This is a genomic window from Actinomycetospora sp. NBC_00405 (assembly GCF_036044095.1).
Taxonomy (GTDB): Bacteria; Actinomycetota; Actinomycetes; order Mycobacteriales; family Pseudonocardiaceae; genus Actinomycetospora; species Actinomycetospora callitridis.
Window position 1 is genome coordinate 2,676,434 of record NZ_CP107938.1, and the last position, 18,564, is coordinate 2,694,997.

The 18,564-nt window shown below is 74.9% G+C and carries 17 protein-coding genes; 13 read left to right on the top strand and 4 right to left on the bottom strand.

Annotated elements, in window-relative coordinates; translation table 11 throughout:
• Positions 1-14: 14 nt before the first annotated feature.
• On the bottom strand, positions 15-1,715 hold the full coding sequence (locus tag OG774_RS13130; protein ID WP_328310051.1) for a trypsin-like peptidase domain-containing protein: 1,701 nt from the start codon (positions 1,713-1,715) through the stop codon (positions 15-17).
• 74 nt (positions 1,716-1,789) lie between these two features.
• On the opposite strand from OG774_RS13130, the gene OG774_RS13135 reads away from it, so the two are divergent.
• On the top strand, positions 1,790-3,331 hold the full coding sequence (locus tag OG774_RS13135) for a HAMP domain-containing sensor histidine kinase (protein ID WP_328310053.1): 1,542 nt from the start codon (positions 1,790-1,792) through the stop codon (positions 3,329-3,331).
• A 44-nt stretch (positions 3,332-3,375) separates the two neighbouring features.
• Here the strand turns inward: OG774_RS13135 and OG774_RS13140 are convergent, their stop codons facing one another.
• On the bottom strand, positions 3,376-4,077 hold the full coding sequence (locus OG774_RS13140) for a response regulator transcription factor (protein ID WP_274189693.1): 702 nt from the start codon (positions 4,075-4,077) through the stop codon (positions 3,376-3,378).
• A gap of 300 nt (positions 4,078-4,377) precedes the next feature.
• Between OG774_RS13140 and OG774_RS13145 the strand changes: the two genes are divergently transcribed.
• Complete coding sequence (locus OG774_RS13145) at positions 4,378-5,514, top strand: L,D-transpeptidase (RefSeq protein WP_442873987.1); 1,137 nt, start codon at positions 4,378-4,380, stop codon at positions 5,512-5,514.
• Between the two features lie 53 nt (positions 5,515-5,567).
• Here the strand turns inward: OG774_RS13145 and OG774_RS13150 are convergent, their stop codons facing one another.
• Positions 5,568-6,143, bottom strand: a complete 576-nt coding sequence (locus OG774_RS13150; protein ID WP_328310058.1) for a hypothetical protein — start codon at positions 6,141-6,143, stop codon at positions 5,568-5,570.
• A gap of 67 nt (positions 6,144-6,210) precedes the next feature.
• On the bottom strand, positions 6,211-7,263 hold the full coding sequence (locus OG774_RS13155) for a helix-turn-helix transcriptional regulator (RefSeq protein WP_328310060.1): 1,053 nt from the start codon (positions 7,261-7,263) through the stop codon (positions 6,211-6,213).
• On the opposite strand from OG774_RS13155, the gene OG774_RS13160 reads away from it, so the two are divergent.
• The 11 genes from OG774_RS13160 (at position 7,262) to OG774_RS13210 (ending at position 18,526) form a co-directional block, all read left to right on the top strand.
• Positions 7,262-8,161, top strand: a complete 900-nt coding sequence (locus OG774_RS13160; RefSeq protein WP_328310062.1) for a DNA-3-methyladenine glycosylase family protein — start codon at positions 7,262-7,264, stop codon at positions 8,159-8,161. The genes OG774_RS13155 and OG774_RS13160 overlap by 2 nt on opposite strands.
• 26 nt (positions 8,162-8,187) lie before the next feature.
• Positions 8,188-8,805: a TIGR03086 family metal-binding protein gene (locus tag OG774_RS13165; protein WP_328310064.1), complete on the top strand. Its 618-nt coding sequence runs from the start codon at positions 8,188-8,190 to the stop codon at positions 8,803-8,805.
• Positions 8,806-8,937: 132 nt separating this feature from the next.
• The gene (locus tag OG774_RS13170) at positions 8,938-9,447 is read left to right on the top strand and encodes a MarR family winged helix-turn-helix transcriptional regulator (protein WP_420791735.1); all 510 of its coding nucleotides are present in this window, start codon (positions 8,938-8,940) and stop codon (positions 9,445-9,447) included.
• Between the two features lie 173 nt (positions 9,448-9,620).
• Positions 9,621-10,889, top strand: coding sequence for an FAD-dependent monooxygenase (locus tag OG774_RS13175; protein WP_328310066.1), 1,269 nt, complete (start codon positions 9,621-9,623; stop codon positions 10,887-10,889).
• Positions 10,890-10,933: 44 nt separating this feature from the next.
• Positions 10,934-12,331 carry an MFS transporter gene (locus tag OG774_RS13180; protein WP_328310068.1) on the top strand — a complete coding sequence of 466 codons (1,398 nt, stop codon included), beginning with the start codon at positions 10,934-10,936 and terminating at the stop codon, positions 12,329-12,331.
• Between the two features lie 144 nt (positions 12,332-12,475).
• Complete coding sequence (locus tag OG774_RS13185) at positions 12,476-13,363, top strand: FAD binding domain-containing protein (protein WP_328310070.1); 888 nt, start codon at positions 12,476-12,478, stop codon at positions 13,361-13,363.
• Positions 13,360-15,795, top strand: a complete 2,436-nt coding sequence (locus OG774_RS13190) for a xanthine dehydrogenase family protein molybdopterin-binding subunit (protein WP_328310072.1) — start codon at positions 13,360-13,362, stop codon at positions 15,793-15,795. The genes OG774_RS13185 and OG774_RS13190 overlap by 4 nt, the downstream gene beginning before the upstream one ends.
• A complete protein-coding gene (locus OG774_RS13195; RefSeq protein WP_328310074.1) occupies positions 15,792-16,331 on the top strand; it encodes a (2Fe-2S)-binding protein in 540 nt (179 codons plus the stop codon). The genes OG774_RS13190 and OG774_RS13195 overlap by 4 nt, the downstream gene beginning before the upstream one ends.
• Positions 16,328-17,020 (top strand): SRPBCC family protein, encoded by a 693-nt coding sequence (locus OG774_RS13200; RefSeq protein WP_328310076.1) that lies wholly within the window; start codon positions 16,328-16,330, stop codon positions 17,018-17,020. The genes OG774_RS13195 and OG774_RS13200 overlap by 4 nt, the downstream gene beginning before the upstream one ends.
• Positions 17,007-17,678 (top strand): isochorismatase family protein, encoded by a 672-nt coding sequence (locus OG774_RS13205; protein ID WP_328310079.1) that lies wholly within the window; start codon positions 17,007-17,009, stop codon positions 17,676-17,678. Before OG774_RS13200 ends, OG774_RS13205 begins: the two co-directional genes overlap by 14 nt.
• Positions 17,675-18,526 carry an alpha/beta fold hydrolase gene (locus OG774_RS13210; protein WP_328310081.1) on the top strand — a complete coding sequence of 284 codons (852 nt, stop codon included), beginning with the start codon at positions 17,675-17,677 and terminating at the stop codon, positions 18,524-18,526. Before OG774_RS13205 ends, OG774_RS13210 begins: the two co-directional genes overlap by 4 nt.
• The last annotated feature ends 38 nt before the right edge of the window (positions 18,527-18,564 follow it).

Here is an 18,564-nt window from a genome sequence, read left to right on the forward strand (position 1 = left end):
GGCCCCGGCGGACCTCAGCGCCCGCCGATCACCCGGCTCCCGAGCGTGACGGTGACCTGCCGCGGGGCACCGCCGGGCGTCTGCAGGGCGAGGGTGACGGTCTGCCCCGGCGGCCGCGACTGGATGGCCGCGACGAACGCGTTGGCGTCCTCGATCACGCGGTTGTCCACGCCGACGACGACGTCACCGGCGACGATGCCCGCCGTCTGGGCGGGCGATCCCGGCTGCACGTCGGCCATCGCGGCGCCGCGCGGCTGGGCGTCGGCCACCCCGACACCGATGACGGCCTGGGTGGCCTGGCCGGTGTCGACGAGCTCGGTGGCCAGGCGGCGCGCCTGGTTGATCGGGATCGCGAACCCGAGGCCGATCGAGCCACCCTCCTGGCCCGTGCCGCCCGTGACGCTGGCGATCGCGGTGTTGACGCCGATCACGCGGCCCTGGTCGTCGACGAGTGGCCCGCCGGAGTTGCCGGGGTTGATCGCCGCGTCGGTCTGGATCGCGTCGAGGACGCTGCTCTGGCCCGAGCCGGAGCCGCCGGCCTGCACGGGGCGCTGGAGCGCGCTGATGATGCCGGTGGTCACCGTGCCGGAGAGCCCCAGCGGCGAGCCGACCGCGATGACGGTCTGGCCCTGCGCGAGCTCGTCGGAGTTGCCGAGGCTCGCGGGCCGCAGGTTGGTGACGCCGCTGGCCCGCACCACCGCGATGTCCGCCGCCGGGGCGGTGCCGACGATCTGGACGGGCGCGGCGCGGCCGTCGGAGAAGATCGCCTCCAGCCCGCCGCCCTGGCCGGCCTGCAGGACGTGGTTGTTGGTCATGATCAGGCCGTCGGCCGAGAGCACGACCCCCGAGCCCTCGCCGGCCGCTCCGCGGATCTGCACGGCGCTGGGCAGCACGTTCGCCGCCACCGCCTCGATCGACCCCGGCTCCGCGTCGGTGGGTCCCTCGTTCGGCACGGGCTCGTCGAGCGCGGTGCCCTGCGAGGAGCTCGACGACCCACCGATCCCGCCGATGGCCACCGCCGACAGGGCGCCGCCGATGAGACCCGCGACCAGCGCCAGGGCGACCAGCGCGAGTGTCCCGAGCCGACGCCGCGGCGGGGTCGGTCCGCCGCCCCCGGGGGCTCCCCCGCCGCCCCAGCCGCCGCCCGGGTCGCGGGGGTGGCCACCGGGCGGGGTGGCGGGCCCGGCGCCCGTGGCGCCCCAGCCGTAGCCACCGTGGTCGGTCGGCGGGCCCTGCGCGGGACCGCCGTAGCCCCCCGGTCCGCCGCCCTGTCCGCCCCCCTGACCGCCGTAGCCACCGGGACCGTCGTAGGTGCCGACGGGCGCCTCGCGGCTCTGCGGCGCGGTCGCGGGGTAGGACGGCATCGGACCGAAGGCCGTCGCGCCGGCCGCGCCGGAGGGGTTCCCGGGGCCCTGGGGCTGCTGGGTGACCTGGGTCGGCGCGCTGTAGGGCGAGGCACCGCCGGTGGCCTGCGTCCCGGGCTGGGTGTCGTACTCGCGGCCCGTGCCCTCGGCCCAGCGCACGCCGCCGGGCCCGGCCGGGCGGCCGGCCGGGCCGTCGGCGCCGTCCGGACCCGTGGCCGTCGGACCCGTGGCGGCGGACGACGGCGTCGACGAGGGACCCGTGGGAGCGGTGGACGTCGGTCCGGGCGGCACGTCGGATCCCGACGGGCCGGACCCGTCCGGGGCGGCGGACGCGGCGTCGTTCTCGCTCATCCCCCCAGCCTCTCGCACCGACCCCGTGCTTCGCCCACACGGGCGCCGTCGACCGCATGGGGGAAGCTGGTGGGGTGGAGCGTCTCGGAGCCGGCCCGACGAGCGGTGGCCGGACGACCCTCGAGGACCCGGCCCACACGTCGCCCGACGGGACCCTGGCACCCACCGGTTCGTCCGATGAGCGGCGCGACGACGAGGAGGAGGCCCCGCCCGGCCTCATCCGCCACGTCCTGCAGGGCATCCCGCTGCGACGGCGGGTGGGCATCCTCGTCTCGGTCGGCGGCGGGCTGCTCGTCGCGCTGATCGCCGCCGCGGTCTTCTTCACCGCGCAGCGCGCGCTCTACGACCAGCTCGACGAGAGCCTGGTGCAGCGCGCGACGGTCGCGGCGTCCGGCGACCTCGCCGACCCCTCGCTGCTGCTGCGGGTCTCGTCCGACGCGCTCGCCGCCGGCGAGGTGCGGGTGGCGATCGTGACCGCCGGCGGCGAGTTCGTGACCCTGCGGGGCAGCAGCCCGCCCCTCGGCGCCGCCGAGGTGTCCGCGGCCCGCCAGAGCCCGCCGACGTCGGTGCGCACCGGGGTGATCGACGGCGAGGTCTACCGGGTCGTCGCCGTCTACGCGGGCGAGGACCGCGCGCTCGTGCTGGCCCAGGAGCTCGACCCGACGCGGCGGACGCTGTCGAAGCTCGCGGTGGTGCTGCTCGTCGCCGGCGCCTCGGGCGTCCTGCTCGCCGCCCTGACCGGCGTGGCCATCGCCCGCGCCGGGCTCCGGCCCGTCGAGCGGCTGATCTCGGCGACCGAGCGCGTCGCCCGCACCGGCGACCTGCGCCCGATCCCCGTCTCCGGCGGCGACGAGATCGCCCGCCTGACCAGCAGTTTCAACGCGATGCTCGCGGCGCTCTCGTCGTCCATCGACCGACAACGCCGGCTCGTGGCCGACGCCGGGCACGAGCTGCGCACGCCGCTGACCTCGCTGCGGACGAACCTCGAGCTGCTCATGGCGTCCGAGCAGGCGTCGCAACGCCCCGACGCACCCCGGCTCTCCGACCAGGACCGCGCCGAGCTGCAGGCCGACCTGCGCGCGCAGGTCGACGAGCTCGCCAACCTCATCGGCGACGTCGTCGAGCTCGCCCGTGACGACCCGCCCGAAGTGGCCGCCGAGCCCCTCGACCTCGCGGACGTCGTGGAGCGCGCGCTCGACCGTGCCCGGCGCCGCGGGGTGGCCGAGAACGTGACCTTCGACGTCGACCTCGCGTCGTGCGAGGTCACCGGGGACGCCAACGCCCTCGAGCGCGCGGCCCTCAACCTGCTCGACAACGCCGCCAAGTGGAGCCCGCCGGGCGGCCGCGTGCGGGTGACGCTGCGCGCCGGCGTCGCCCCGGAACGTCCCGGCACCGCGGTGCTCGAGGTGGCCGACGCGGGCCCCGGGATCGCCGACGAGGAGCTCGACCTGGTCTTCGAGCGCTTCTACCGCTCGCTGGACGCCCGCACGATGAGCGGCTCGGGGCTCGGGCTCTCGATCGTCGCCCAGGTCGCCGAGCGCCACCACGGCGGCGTCTCCGCCGGCCGCGCCCCGGAGGGCGGCGCACTCCTGCGCTTCTGGATCCCCCGCAGCTGACGTGAGCGAAGTTCCCGGCCATAGCCGGGAACGTCGCTCACGGGTCAGGGCGGTGTCTCGCGCAGCACGTAGCCGACGCCGCGGACGGTGTGGATGAGGCGGGGCTCGGCCTCCGCCTCGGTCTTGCGGCGCAGGTAGCCGACGTAGACCTCGAGGGCGTTGCCGGTGGTCGGGAAGTCGTAGCCCCAGACGTCCTCGAGGATGCGGCTGCGGGTCAGCACGCGGCGCGGGTTGGCCATGAACAGCTCGAGCAGCGAGAACTCGGTGCGCGTGAGGCTGATCGGGCGCTCGCCGCGGCGCACCTCGCGGGTCACGGGGTCGAGCGAGAGGTCGGCGAAGCGCAGGGGCTCGGGGTCGGGGGTGCCCGGCTCGTCGGGCACCCGGCGGCGCAGCAGCGCCCGCAGCCGGGCGAGGAGCTCCTCGAGCGCGAAAGGCTTGGCGAGGTAGTCGTCGGCGCCGGCGTCGAGGCCGGCCACGCGGTCGGAGACCGCCTCGCGCGCGGTGAGCACCAGCACGGGGATGTCGTCGCCGGCGTTGCGCAGCCGCCGGCACACCTCGAGGCCGTCGACCCGCGGCATCATCACGTCGAGCACGAGGGCGTCGGGGCGCTGGCCCGTCTCGCCGGACATGGCGTCCAGCGCCTGCTGCCCGTCCGACGCGAGCTCGACCTGGTAGCCGTTGAAGGCGAGCGAGCGGCGCAGGGAGTCCCGCACGGCCCGGTCGTCGTCCGCGACGAGGATGCGCATGCCGGACAGTGTGACCGCACGGCCTGAGACAGCCCTGAGACCAGAGCATCAGCCTCACCCGTTCGGCGCCGTGTCCGGTCTGTCCGATCCGACGCACAGTGACGCCGCGCCGCGCGGCCCGACCGAGACCGATTCGACACCCGCGACACGCAACCCGCGGAGCGTCCGCGACGTCTCGCTCGGATGAGGATGTCCGGGGAGAATCTCCCCGGAACGGGATTTGGGGGCGGTGTGGCGAGGACAGAGCGCGCTCGTGGAGCGCGGGGACGTGGGCTCGATCGGGCGTCGACGGGACCGATCGTGGTCCTGTTGGCGTTGGTCGCCCTCCTGGGTGGCTGCGCCGGGGTGACGTCGCCCCCGCCCCCGCCCGTGCCCCCGGTCGCGCTGGCCGCCTCGGTGGCGCCGGGCGCGGTGGACGTCGCGCCCGCCGAGCCCCTCGTCGTGTCCGCGGCGGGCGGGCGGCTGACCTCGGTCACGGTCACGCCTGCCGGCGCGCCCGCCCTCACCGGCACGCTCGACCCGACCGGCACGCGCTGGACCAGCGCGACGCTGGCCTACGGCACCGAGTACCGGGTGCAGGCGGTCGGCGTCGACGAGCGCGGCGGCCCCGGCGCCCCGCTCGACCAGACCTTCCGCACGGTCGACCCCGAGCAGACCCTGGAGATCGCGAGCATCCGACCCACCGACGGCCAGACCGTCGGCGTCGCCATGCCGATCTCGATCACCTTCGACGCGCCGGTCACCGACCGGGCGGCGGTCGAGCGGCGCGTCTCGGTCGCCACCTCGGTGCCGACCGAGGGCTCCTTCCGGTGGATGTCCGACGAGCAGCTCAACTGGCGCCCGAAGGAGTACTGGCGCCCCGGCACGCAGGTCACCGTCGAGGCGCGCCTGTTCGGCGTCGACGGCGGCGAGGGCCTCTACGGCGCCGAGGACCGCTCGTTCTCCTTCACCGTCGGCCGCGACCAGCGCGCCCGTGGCGACGTGAACGCCCACACCCTCGTGCTCTACCAGGACGGGCAGGAGCTGCGGAGCCTGCCGGCGTCCTACGGCCGCGACATCTACCCGACGCAGTACGGCGTCCACGTCGCGTTCGAGAAGCACGAGGTCAAGCGGATGCGCTCGGACACGTGGGGCGGCCCGGGCGAGGGCCAGCCCGGGTTCTACGACCAGAACCTGCCGCTGGCCGTCCGCATCTCGAACAACGGCGAGTTCGTGCACGTCAACCCGGACTCGGTCAGCGCGCAGGGTCGTCGCAACGTCTCGCACGGCTGCGTCAACCTGTCCCCGGCCAATGGCGAGTTCTTCTACAACTGGGTGCAGATGGGCGACCCGGTGGAGATCGTCGGCTCGAGCCGCCCGCTGACGACGCGCGACGGGGACATCGCCGACTGGACGATCCCCTGGGAGGAGTACCGCCAGGGCTCGGCGCTGCCGTAGGCGCCCGGGCTCCGGGTCACCGACGGCCCGGCCCGGAGATCAGAGCCGCGAGGTCAGAACTCGACCCGCACGAGCCCGAGGACCTCGGCGCGCCAATCGGCGTAGGCCTTGCCGATGGCCTGGCGCTCGCCGGCCTGGTCGGCGTCCGACTCGCTCCCGCCCTCACTGAGGATCTTGGTGGCGATGTCCGTCGCGGACCACTCGGGCCCGGCCGTGCGCACCCGCAGGTGGCTCGGGGCGCGCTCGGCGCGCAGGGCGTGGGCGAGCACCCGCATCAGGGCGGTGCGCGCCTCCTGGTCGTCGGGCGCGTCGGAGTCGACGTTGGTCTGACCACCCACGAGCAGGACGTTCGCCGACTCGGACAGCGACGGCAGCACCGTCTCGGCGGCCCGGAAGCGGCTGAGCAGGCCCTCGGAGAGGAACTGCTCGACGCGGGAGACGAGGCTGCCGCCGTGCCGCGGGGTCATCGCCACCGGCAGCTGCACGTACCCGTCGAACGTCTTCCCGCGGACCGCCTCGCCCAGGCGGTCCAGGGTGTCGACCACCGTGGTCTCCGCCCCGGCCTCCTCGATGGCCTTCGCCACCTCTGCCAGTCGCTCGCCGCCACCGGTCACCAACACCGTCGTCATGGCGCGTGACCCTAATCGGCGCCCAGGACATTCGGCACGGACGACTCCGGCAGAGTTGCCCACGGGATCACAGGTCGAGCCCCGCTCCGCTCCGAGCCGTGTACATCGCCACCACCCGCGCCGCGGCATCGGCCATCTCCTCGCGCAGCGCCGCCGGCTCGAGCACCTCGACCGCCTCGCCGTAGCCCAGGAGGCCGGCCCGGGCCCCGATGAGCGACCGGAACGGTGCCACGAGGATCTCCCGCCCGTCGGGGGCGACGCCCTCGGTGCGCCACGGACCGGCGAGCACGGCCAGGTGGACGCGGCGCAGGGTCGGCGCCCACGCCGGGTCGACGAGGAGCCGGACCTCGACCTCGGCGGTCGGTGTCTCGAGGCGCTCACGGAGCTCGGTCCACACCTCGGCGAGGTCGCGCCCGTCAGGACGCCGCGCGGGCGTCCCGGTGGCGGCCACGGCCCGCACCCGGCTGACGCGGTACATCTTCGGCCGGCCGCGGTGGGCCGCGACGAGGTACCAGGTGCCGGCCTTGCTGACCAGGCCGTAGGGGTCGACGGTGCGCCACGTGGCGTGCGCGGCGTCGCCCGTCGCGTACTGCAGCCGCACCCGCTCGTCGGCGACGAGTGCGGCGTCCAGCGCCGGCAGGGCGGGCAGTTCCTCGGGCGCGCGCCGCCACCCCTGGTGCTCGACGAGCAGGCGCCGCCGTGCGCGGTCGACCCCCTCGCGCCGGGCGTCGGGCAGCGCGGCCAGCAGCTTGCGCGACGCCGAGGCCAGCGACGACCCGAGCGCGCCCCCGTCGGCCGACGACCCGAGCGCCACCAGGGCGCGCAGCTCCTCGTCGGTCATGCCGGTGACGTCGGTGCGGTAGCCCGCGAGCAGGGCGACGCCCCCGTTCCGTCCGCGCTCGCAGTACACGGGCACCCCCGCCGCCGAGAGCGCCTCGACGTCGCGGGACACCGTGCGCCTCGACACCTCCAGGCGCCGGGCGATCTCGGGCGCGGGCAGGCGTCCGTGGCTCTGAAGGAGCAGCAGCGTCGCGAGCAGACGGTCCGAGCGCACGTCGTCGAGAATGCCCGAGAAACAAGACAGCAGGTGGCGTGTATCGGCGAGCAGCATGCTCCTCATGACCGCCGCCACCACCCCCGCCCCCGTCGCCGCCGCCGCCGCGCACACCCTCCGGCCGCTCGGCCCGTTCGACCTCGAGCGCACCCGCGACTTCGTCGGCCGCTGGGACCCGATCACGCGGCACACGCCGGGACCCGGAGAGCCCCTGCGCCTCACCGCCCCGCTCGACGGCGACCAGCGGCCCGTGGCCTTCGCCCTGACACAAGCCGGGCCCGACGCCGAGGTGCACGTCGAGATCGCCGGCGCGCACGGCGCGGAGGAGGTCGCGCTCGCCCAGATCGCGCGCCTGCTCTCGCTGGACCACGACGCCCGCGACTACCCCGAGGTCGGCCGGCGCGTCCCGGCCGTCGGCGCGCTGATGGACGAGCACCGCGGCCTGCGGCCGACGCTCTTCGGCGCGCCCTACGAGGCCGCGGCGTGGGGCGTGATCTCGGCGCGGATGAGCAGGCGCCAGGCCGGCAGGATCTTCCGCCGGCTCTCGGTCGCGCACGGCGAGGTGCTCTCCGTCGCCGGCGCCGAGGTCGACGCGTTCCCCCGGCCCGAGGCCCTGCGCGCGCTGCAGGAGTTCCCGGGGCTGCCGCAGGAGAAGGTGCACCGCCTGCACGGGATCGCCGACGCCGCGCGGGCCGGCGACCTCGAGGTCGCGCGGCTGCGCGCCCTGGGCCCGGACGGCGCCCGCGCGGCGCTGCGCCGGCTGCGCGGGATCGGCGAGTTCTGGGCCTCGGGGATCTGGCTGCGCGCGTGCGGCGTCGTCGACGAGTTCCCCGACGAGCCCCGCTGCCGGGCCGTCCTCGCCCGGATCCACGACCGCCACCCCGACGACCCGCTCGACGACCTGATCGAGCGCCTCCGCCCCTACCGCACGTGGACCGCGCTGCTCCTGCGCGTGGCCAGCTGACGACGAACCCCGAGAAGGAGATCGACATGACCGCTCCCGACCCCCGCCCCCTGCTGACCCGCGCCCTCGACCAGGTCGGCGACCTGGTCGCCGGCACCGCGCCCGATGCCCTCGACCGCCCCACCCCGTGCGACGACTGGGACGTCCGCACCCTGCTCGACCACCTCGTCGGCGTGCACCGCCGCATCGCCCACGTCGGCGCCGGGGGCCTGTTCTCCGAGGTCGACTCCATGCCCGAGGTCGCCGCGGGCCGCCACCTGGCCGAGCTGACCGCAGCGCGCGCCGACGTCGACGCGTCGTGGGGCCTCCACGGCTCCGACGCCGCGGTGCTCGACCGCGTCCTCACCGTCCCCTGGGGCACGATGCCGGGTCGGTTCGTCGGGTTCGGCTACGTCCAGGAGCTCACCGTCCACTCCTGGGACCTCGCGGCGGCCACCGGCCGCACCGCAGGGCTCGACGACGGCCTCGCCGCGGCGATCGAGGACACCGCGCGCCAGGTGCTGCCGGCCGAGCCCCGCGGCGGGCCGATCCCGTTCGGGCCGCCCGTCGCGGTCGCCGGCGACGCCGCGCCGACCGTCCGGTTGATCGCGTGGCTGGGTCGCGACCCGGCGTTCGCGACGAACGCGATGACCGCCGGGCGGTAGCCGACGTCCCGGGATGCGAGAGGTGGTGGCCGCCGGACGGGCTCCATCCGTTCCGGGCACGTACTATCTGGGGCGGGTGCGGCGGACGGGGCCAGGGGGACCGTCGCCCAGAGCCGGATGACGAGGTGGGCCGTGACCAGGTCGGCGAGCGCGAACGGCGGCCAGGGCGGAGCCCGGGGCCGGGTGCGGATGAGCCCGCCCCCGGACCTCGTGGCGGCCCCCGGGTACGGCGCGCGGCGCCTCTACCAGGCCTATCTCGCGGCCTGGAACCGTCACGTCGACGCCGTGCTCACCGGCCCGCAGTTCGCCGTGCTCTCGGCGATCCGGGCCCACCCCGACGCCGACCAGACCGCCCTGGCCGGCGCGGTCGCCCTCGACACCTCGACCATGGCCGACGTCTGCCGCCGCATGGAGCGCCGCGGGCTCATCACGCGCACCGCCGCGCCGCACGACGCGCGGGCGAAGGTGCTGACGCTCACCGAGGACGGCGCCGCGGCCCTCGCCGAGACCAACCGCCGCGCCCGCGCCCTCGACGAGGCGCTGCTCGACGGCTGCCCTCCCGAGCAGCGCCCGCAGATCGCGTCGCTGCTCAACGACCTCGGGCAGCAGTGGGAGCGCGTCGCCGAGCGCGACGCGCTCTGAGGGGTCCGCGCAGAGCAACACCCCGGGTTCCCAGGGCGGAACCGGCTCCTCCCGCCGGCCCCTGAATCCGTGACGGGTTCGTTTCGAGATGCGCCCAGGTATTGCGTCCTCGGATAGTACGTGCTCGGATTGAACCCGAGCGAACGTGAAGTGCGACACCGGGAGGCGGCCAGATGGCGAGCCAATCGTTCGAGGTCACCATCGTCGGCGGAGGTCTGGGCGGGCTCTGCGCGGCGCTGTCCCTGCGCCAGCGCGGCCTGCGGGTCACGGTCGTGGAGGCCGCGCCGGAGCTGGGCGAGATCGGCGCCGGCATCCAGACCGCGCCCAACGCGAGCCGCATCCTGATCGGGCTGGGGCTGCGCCCCCAGCTCGAGGCGATCCGGACCCAGCCCGAGGACCAGGTCCGCCGGCGCTGGGCGGACGGCAGCATCATCGCCCAGCTGCCCCTGGGCCAGCGGGTCATCGACCAGTACGGCGCCCCGTACTGGCACTACCACCGCGCCGACCTGCACCGCGTGCTGCTCGACGCCTGCGCCGACCCCGAGCTCCCGGGCCCGACGGTCGTCCTCGCCACCGGCGCGAAGGTCGTCGAGCTGGACCGCACCGACCCGGCGCGGCCGGTCGCGGTCGCCGAGGACGGCCGCCGCTTCGCCGGCGACGTGCTCGTCGGCGCCGACGGCATCCGCTCGGCGGTGCGCGACCTCGCCGGGTTCGAGGACTCGCTCGTGTTCTCCGGCGAGATGGCCTACCGCGCCCTCATCCCCGGCGACCTGATCGCCGCGGACCCGGCCACCCGCTTCCTCGTCGACCGCTACCACTCGACGATCTGGTACGGGCCCGACAAGCACCTCGTGCACTACATCATCCGCGGCGGGCAGTACCTCAACGTCGTCGCGATCGTGCCGTGCACCGACACCATCGAGCGCGACTGGAGCGGCCCGGCCACCCCCGAGCAGCTCGCGGCGGACTTCGCCGACTGGGACGACCGCGTCCCGGCGATGCTCTCGAAGGCCAAGCCCGAGGACGTCTCCGTGTGGGCGATGTACCGGCGGCGCCGCGACCCGGTGTGGGTCGACGGCCGCGTGGCGCTGCTCGGGGACGCCTGCCACGCCATGCTCCCCTACCAGGCCCAGGGCGCGTCCCAGTCGATGGAGGACGCCGCCGTGCTGGCCGAGGAGCTGGGCCGGGTGACCCGCGACGGCATCGACGCCGCGCTCGTGCGCTACGTCGACCGGCGCGCCAAGCACGCCGGGATGGTGCAGGACGCCTCGCTGCAGAACATGGCCTTCTACCACCTGCCCGACGGCCCGGAGCAGCGCGAGCGCGACGAGAAGCTGCGCCGCTTCGACGGCGAGTCCGACCTGTCGTACGACTGGCTGTGGAACGGCAGCCCGCTGCATGACCCCGACACCGAGTCCATCCACTACCAGTTCGCCCGCTGACGCGCGGACCGATCAACCACCCACCCGCGACGGGAGCGAACGCAATGCGCACCGGAGACCAGATCGTCCAGGACCTGCCCTGGCGCTGGGGAGTCCAGGGGAAGATCTTCCTCATCGGCGGCCTCGGCTACATGTTCGACGCCTGGGACGTCGCCCTCAACGGGTTCCTCACCCCGCTCGTCGGCACCGAGTTCGGGCTCACGGCGGGCCAGAAGGGCCTCGTCGCGACGGCGAACCTCATCGGCATGGCCGTCGGCGCCGTCGCCTGGGGCACGGTGGCCGACCGCATCGGGCGCAAGAAGGCCTTCAGCATCACGCTGCTGATCTTCGCGCTGTTCTCGGTGCTCGGGGCGCTCTCGCCGAACATCGAGATGTTCCTGGCGCTGCGCTTCCTCGCCGGCGTCGGGCTCGGCGGCTGTATCCCGGTGGACTACGCGATCGTCAGCGAGTTCTCGCCGCGCAAGAGCCGCGGGCGCGTGCTCTCGGCGATGGACGGCTGGTGGCCGATCGGCGCCACCCTGGCCGGCGTCTCGGCGACGCTGCTCGTCCCCGTCGACGGCAACTGGCGCTGGATGCTCGTGCTGATGATCCTGCCGGCCCTGCTGCTGTTCTGGATCCGCCGCGGCGTGCCGGAGTCGCCGCTCTACCTCTCGCGGATGGGTCGCGAGGAGGAGGCGCGTGTCGTGATCGACGACCTCGTCGCCCGCACCGGCACCACCCCCGAGCCCTACGTCATCCCGGCCGCCGTCGCCGAGGACAAGCGGGGCGGCGCCTGGGCCGCCGCGGTCGACCAGCTGCGCCGCGTCTGGGCGTTCAACCCGAAGATCACCGCGGTCGCGTGGTCGCTGTTCATCGCGGTCATGCTCGTCTACTACGCCGCGCTGAGCTGGATGCCCTCGATCCTGCGGGCGCAGGGCTTCGGCGAGATCGCCGCGTTCGCCTCGACGACCTTGATGAACGCGCTGGGCATCGTCGGTGTCGCGATCTCGGTGCTGGTGGTCGACCGCTACGGCCGCAAGCGCGTCATCGCGATCGCCGGCCCCGTGGCCTCGGCGACCCTGGTCCTGTTCTCCCTGCTGCTCGGCACGCCGACGCTGGCCGTCGTCGCGATCGGCGCGTTCGGGATGTTCGCGCTGATCGTCATCCCGGTCATGTACGCCTACGTCTCCGAGCTCTACCCGACCGAGCTGCGCGCCTCGGGCTTCGGCTGGGCGTCGTCCTCGAGCCGGGCGATCACCGGCTTCGCCCCGCTGCTGTTCGGCAGCGTGCTCTGGCCGGTGCTCGGCCTGCCGCTGACGTTCACGCTGCTCGGCCTGCTCGTCGTGGCCGCGGTGATCTTCATGTGGGTGGCGGCGCCCGAGACCGCGGGCCGTGAGCTCGACCGGATCACGACCGACGTGCCGGACGAGCCCGCCACGGACGCGGAGCGCACCCGCGCCTGAGCGCGCCCGTTCCGCGCGAAGGGCACCATCGGCCGGATAGAGCGGCCGATGGTGCCCTTCGCCGGGACGCCACCCGCACCCGGAGAGCCCACACTCGGCAGCGCCCACAGCCCACAGCCCAGACCCGGACAGGAGGCCCGCGACGTGAAGCCCGCCGCGTTCACCTACCACCGCGCACACGACGTCGCCGACGCCGTCGGGCTGCTCTCCGACCTCGCCGCGGCGGGCGAGGACCCGAAGCTCATCGCCGGCGGGCAGAGCCTCATGCCGATGATGAACTTCCGCCTCGCCCGCCCGTCGGCGCTGGTCGACCTCGGCCCGCTGCGCCGGCTGCCGTCGATGACCGCCCTCGACGCGGAGGCGGGGACCCTGACCCTCGGCGCGCTCGTCACCCACCACGCCGTGGAGACCGCGACGCTGCCGGACGGCTTCGCCGTGCTCGCGCGCGCCATGCGCTGGGTCGGCCACCTGCCGATCCGCAGCCGGGGCACGGTCGCCGGCAGCCTCGTGCACGGCGACGCCACCGCCGAGTGGTGCCTGCTCGCCCTGCTGCTCGACGCGGTCGTCGTCACCGAGGGCCCGTCGGGGCGGCGCGAGATCCCTGCCGACGAGCTCTTCCACGGCTTCTACGCGACGGCGGTCGAGCCCGACGAGGTCGTCGTCGAGGTGCGGTTCACCCGGCCCGCCCCGCACGCCGCGCTCAGCGAGTTCGCCCGCCGGCACGGGGACTTCGCGATCGTCGACGCGGCGGTCGCGCTGGACCTCGACAGAGACATGACGGCCGAGCAGGTCCGCGGCGGGCGCGTCGTCCTCGGCGGCGTGGCGCCCGCCCCGGTGCGGGTGCCGGAGGCCGAGGCGGTCCTCGCGGCCGGCGGCGCGCCGGGCCCGGAGCTGTTCGCCGCGGTCGCCGACGCCGCGGCCGCCGCGATCGACCCGCCCGACGATCCGCAGGTCACCGCCGCCTACCGCCGCCGGCTCACCCGCACGCTCGTCGCCGACGCCTGCGCCCAGGCCGCGGGAGGCCCCCGATGACCACGACCGACCTGCCCGGCGTCCCGCCCGACGTCGATCCCGACCAGCCCGAGCGCGGGGAACGGCCCGCCACCGAGCCCCGCTTCGACGGCCGCCGCGGCCGCTGGGTCGGCGCCTCGATCCCCCGGCACGAGGACCCGCGCCTGCTCACCGGGCGCGGCCGCTTCATCGACGACATCGCGCTGTCCGGGATGCTGCACGCGGGCTTCGTGCGCGCCACGGTCGCGCACGCCGCGATCACGGAGCTGGACCTCACCGCGACCCGCGAGGTCCACGGCGTCGTCGCGGCCTACGACGCCGCGGACCTGGCGCTCGGCGACATCGTCGCCGTCCTCGACCGGCCCGCCGAGGAGTTCACGCCCACCGCGATGCCGATCCTCGCCCGCGGCAAGGTGCGCTTCGTCGGCGAGCCGCTGGCGCTCGTCGTCGCCCGCGATCCCTACGCCGTGGAGGACGGCATCGAGGCCGCCCGCGTCACCTACGACGCGATCGACGCCGTCGTCTCCGAGGAGACGGCGCTCGCCCCCGATGCGCCCGCCGTGCACGACGAGGCCCCCGACAACGTGCTGCTCGACGTCTCGATGTTCGACACCCCGGGGGTAAATGAGGCGTTCGCGGACGCCGCCCTCACGGTCGACGTCACCACCCGCAGCGGTCGGCAGAACGCGCTGCCGCTGGAGACGCGGGGGGTCGTCGCGTCGTGGGACGCGCGGGACGACCAGCTGCTCGTGCAGACCTGCTCGCAGGTGCCCCACCAGGTCCGCACGATGCTCGCGCGCTCGCTGCGGATCGCAGAACGGACGGTGCGCGTGACCGTGCCGGACATGGGCGGCGGGTTCGGGCAGAAGTGCGTCGTGGGACGCGAGGAGATCGCCGTCGCGGCCGCCGCGCAGCGTCTCGACCGTCCCGTGAAGTGGATCGAGGACCGGCGCGAGGCGCTGACCGCCGGGTTCCTGGCGCGCGAGCAGCGCTACCGGACGCGCGCGGCGTTCGACGCCGACGGGCGGATCACCGCGCTCGACGTCGACGTCGTCTGCGACATGGGCGCCTACTCCTGCTACCCCTTCACCGCAGGCATCGAGCCGCTGATGGCCTCGGCGGAGATGCCCAGCGTGTACCGGGTGCCGGCGTACCGCGTCCGGGGCCGGGCGATCACCAGCAACAAGGCCCCGACGGCCCCGTACCGCGGGGTGAGCCGCCCGCAGTACGTCATGGCGATCGAGCGCGTGATGGAGCGCGCGGCGCGCGAGCTGGGCCTGGACCCGGTCGATGTCCGCCGTCGCAACGTCATCACGGAGTTCCCGTACACGGGCGTCAACGGCGTCACCTACGACCCCGGCACCTACCTCGAGTCGCTCGACCTCGCCGAGGCGACGATCCGCGACGAGGGCTGGTACGAGGCGCGGGAGGCCGGCGACCGGCACCTCGGGATCGGCTTCTGCTGCTTCTCCGAGCGCACCGGCTACGGGTCCGAGGCCTTCGCGAAGCGCAAGATGACCGTCGTCCCCGGGTTCGACCTCTCCGAGATCCGCATGGACACCACCGGCTCGGTGGTCGTCACCAGCGGCACGATGAACCACGGGCAGTCGCACGAGACGACGTTCGCGCAGATCGTCGCCGACCGGCTCGGGCTCGACGTGGCGCGCGTGAAGCTGCGCCAGGGCGACACCGAGCGCATCGCCTACGGCTGGGGCACGTTCGCCTCGCGCTCGGTGACGATCGGCGGCTCCGCGGTGGCGCTGGCCTCGGAGCGGCTCGGCGAGCTGCTGTGCCGGATCGCCGCGCACCTGCTGGAGACCCGGCCGGACAACGTCGCGCTGGACGGGGACGGCGGGGTGGTGCAGCTCGACGACCCGGCGCGCCGGTTGTCGTTCGAGGACATCGCCGACGTCGCCCACCTGCGCTCGCACCTGCTGCCCAAGGACGTCGAGCCCGCGCTCACCGCGACGGCCAGCTTCGACGTCCCCGGCGACGGGACCTTCTCCAACGCCACCCACGCCGTCGTCGTCGAGGCCGACCCGGGCACCGGGGAGATCCGGATCCTGCGCTACGTCTGCGTGGAGGACTGCGGGGTCGTGATCAACCCGAAGGTCGTCGACGGGCAGTGCCGCGGCGGGATCGCGCAGGGCATCGCGGGCGCACTGTTCGAGGAGGTCACCTACGACGGCCACGGCGAGCCGTCGGCGGCCTCGTTCATCGACTACCTCGTGCCGACGGCGACGGAGATCCCCGACGTCTCGATCCAGCACCTCGAGACGCCGTGCGCGTTCACCGCCAACGGCGCGAAGGGCGCCGGCGAGGGCGGCACGATCGGCGCGCCGGCCGCGGTGCTCAACGCCGTCAACGACGCGCTGCGCCACACCGGCGTCGAGCTCGACACCACACCGATCCACCCCCGGACGGTGCTGGCCGCACTGGAGGGCGAGCTGTGAGCGATCCGCACCTGCTGGCGCTGACGGTCAACGACGAGGAGCACGAGGTCGTCGTCGAACCCCGGCGCACGCTCGCCGACGTCCTGCGCCACGACCTGCTCCTCACCGGCACCCACGTCGGCTGCGAGCACGGGGTGTGCGGGGCGTGCACCGTGCTGCTCGACGACGCTCCGGTGCGCGCGTGCCTCGTGTTCGCCGTGCAGGCGGAGGGGTCGTCGGTGCGCACGGTGGAGTCGCTCGCGGACCACGGCGAGCTCTCCGACCTCCAGCAGGCGTTCTCGGACCACCACGGGCTGCAGTGCGGCTTCTGCACGCCCGGCTTCCTCATGCTGGCCGAGGGGGTGCTGGCGGAGCAGCCGGACGCCTCCCGCGAGGAGATCCGCGAGGGGCTGTCGGCGAACCTGTGCCGCTGCACCGGCTACCAGACCATCGTCGATGCGGTGCACGCGACGGCGTGCTCGCGCCGGGAGACGCAGCGGTCAGGGGAGCACGCCGATAGGGGAGCTCGACCCATCGAATCGGAGAGTGCCTCGTGATCCTCGAGAACAAGCTCGACGTGCCCGCCGACCCGGACGCGGTGTTCGCGCTGCTGGGCGACGTCGAGCGCGTCGCCGGGTGCCTGCCGGGCGCGACGCTGGAGGGCCGCGACGGCGAGGCGTACACGGGTCGCGTGAAGGTCAAGGTCGGCCCGATCAGCGCCGCCTACGCCGGCACCCTGCGCTTCACCGACGTCTCCCCCGACCAGCGGACCCTGCGCCTGTCGGCCCGCGCGTCCGACGCCCACGGCGCGGGCGACGCGGAGGCCGACGTCGTGCTGTCGGTGCTCGAGGCCCCCGGCGGCTCGACCCTCGACCTGCACACCGACCTCCTGGTGCGCGGCAAGATCGCCCAGTTCGGCAAGGGCGCGATCACCACCGTCTCCAGCCGCCTGCTCGACCAGTTCGCCCGCAACCTCGCCGGCGAGCTGCAGGGGGGATCGGGCACCTCCGGTGCCAGCCCTGCGTCCTCGCTTGCACTGGGTGCGCATGAATCCGCTTCGTCGGCACCCGGTCCCGCTCGCGAGGAGGCCCTCGACGGCCTCGCCATGCTCCTGCCCCCGGGCACCGGGCGCTGGGCCGCGCTGGCGGGCGCCCTCGGCGTGGGCCTGGTCCAGGGCTACCTGCTCGGCCGCCTGCGCGGACAGAAGATGCTGATCGAGGAGCTGCGACGCCATGCCCGACGCTGACGGCCTGCACGGCCGCGCCACCGACGACGTCTACGACCGCGCAGGCTTCGGGGCCACGGTCCCCCGCGGACCCCGTCCCGCGCTGGTGGTCGTCGACCTCACCCGCGGCTTCACCGAGCCCGGCTTCCCGCTGGGCGCCGACCTCTCCGCCGAGGTCGCCGCGGCCGCGCAGCTCATCGAGGTCGCCCACCGGCGCGACGTCCCGGTGATCGCCACCGCCGTCTCGTTCACCGCCGCCGAGGCCGACGGCGACGCCGTCGCCTGGCTGCGCAAGGCCCCCGGCGTCCGCGCGCTCCGGGAGGACAGCGACGCCGTCGCCCTCGACGAGCGTCTGGGCCTCGCCCCCGACGACCACCGGATCCTCAAGAAGGGCGCCTCGGCGTTCCACGGCTCGTCCCTCGCCGCGCTGCTCGCCGGCCTGCGCATCGACACCGCCGTGGTCTGCGGCGCCACCACCTCCGGCTGCGTGCGCGCCACCGCCGTCGACGCCGTGCAGAGCGGGTTCGACACCCTCGTGGTCGCGGACGCGTGCGGCGACCGCGCCCGCGGTCCGCACGACGCCGCCCTGTTCGATCTCCAGGCGAAGTACGCCGACGTCGTCACCCTCGACGACGCCGTCTCCTACCTCGACGACCCCTTCCGGAAGGCCGACCGTTGACCCTCGAGTCCCCCGACGCCCGCGTCCTCACCCAGCCGGCCCTGGCCGACCTCGCCGACGTCCCGGCGGTGAGTCGCTGGGTGCGGTCGGGGGACGTGCGCCTGCACGTCCTCGACTACGGCCCCGCCGACGGTGTTCCCCTGGTGATCGTCCCCGGCATCACGAGCCCCGCGATCGCCATGGACTTCGTCGCCCGCGAGCTCACCGACCTCGTGCGCCCGCTCGTCCTCGACGTCCGCGGTCGCGGCCTCTCCGACAGCGGCGACGCCTGGGACCTCGAGACCTACGCCGGCGACGTCGCCGCGGTCGTCGACACCCTCGTGCTGGGCCGCCCGCTCATGCTCGGGCACTCCATGGGCGCGCGGATCACCGCCCTCGCCGCCACCCGCCTCGACCTGCGCGCCACCGTGCTCGTCGACCCGCCGATGAGCGGCCCCGGACGCGGGCCCTACCCCACCACGCTGGAGGCCTTCCTCGGCCAGCTCGACCAGGCCCGCCGCGGCACGGACGCCGACGAGGTCGCCGCGTCCTGGCCCCGCTGGCCCCGTCGCGAGCAGGAGCTGCGCGCACGCTGGATGGGCTCGATCTCGCGCGACGCGATCGTCGCCACGCACGCGGGCTTCGAGTCCGACGACTTCTTCGCCGTCTGGCCCGCGGTGCCCGCGCCGACCGTGCTGATCCACGGCGGCGACAGCCCGGTCGTCACCGCCGCCGGCGCCGAGGAGGCCGGGAAGACGAACCCCGAGGCGTCGGTCGTCGAGGTCCCCGGCACCGGCCACATGGTCTTCTGGGACGAGCCCGCCGCCGCCCGCACCACCGTGCGCGGCGCGCTGCACTCGCTGCTCTGACACGAGGGGCACGTCCCGCAGGCCCCGACGCCGGTCGG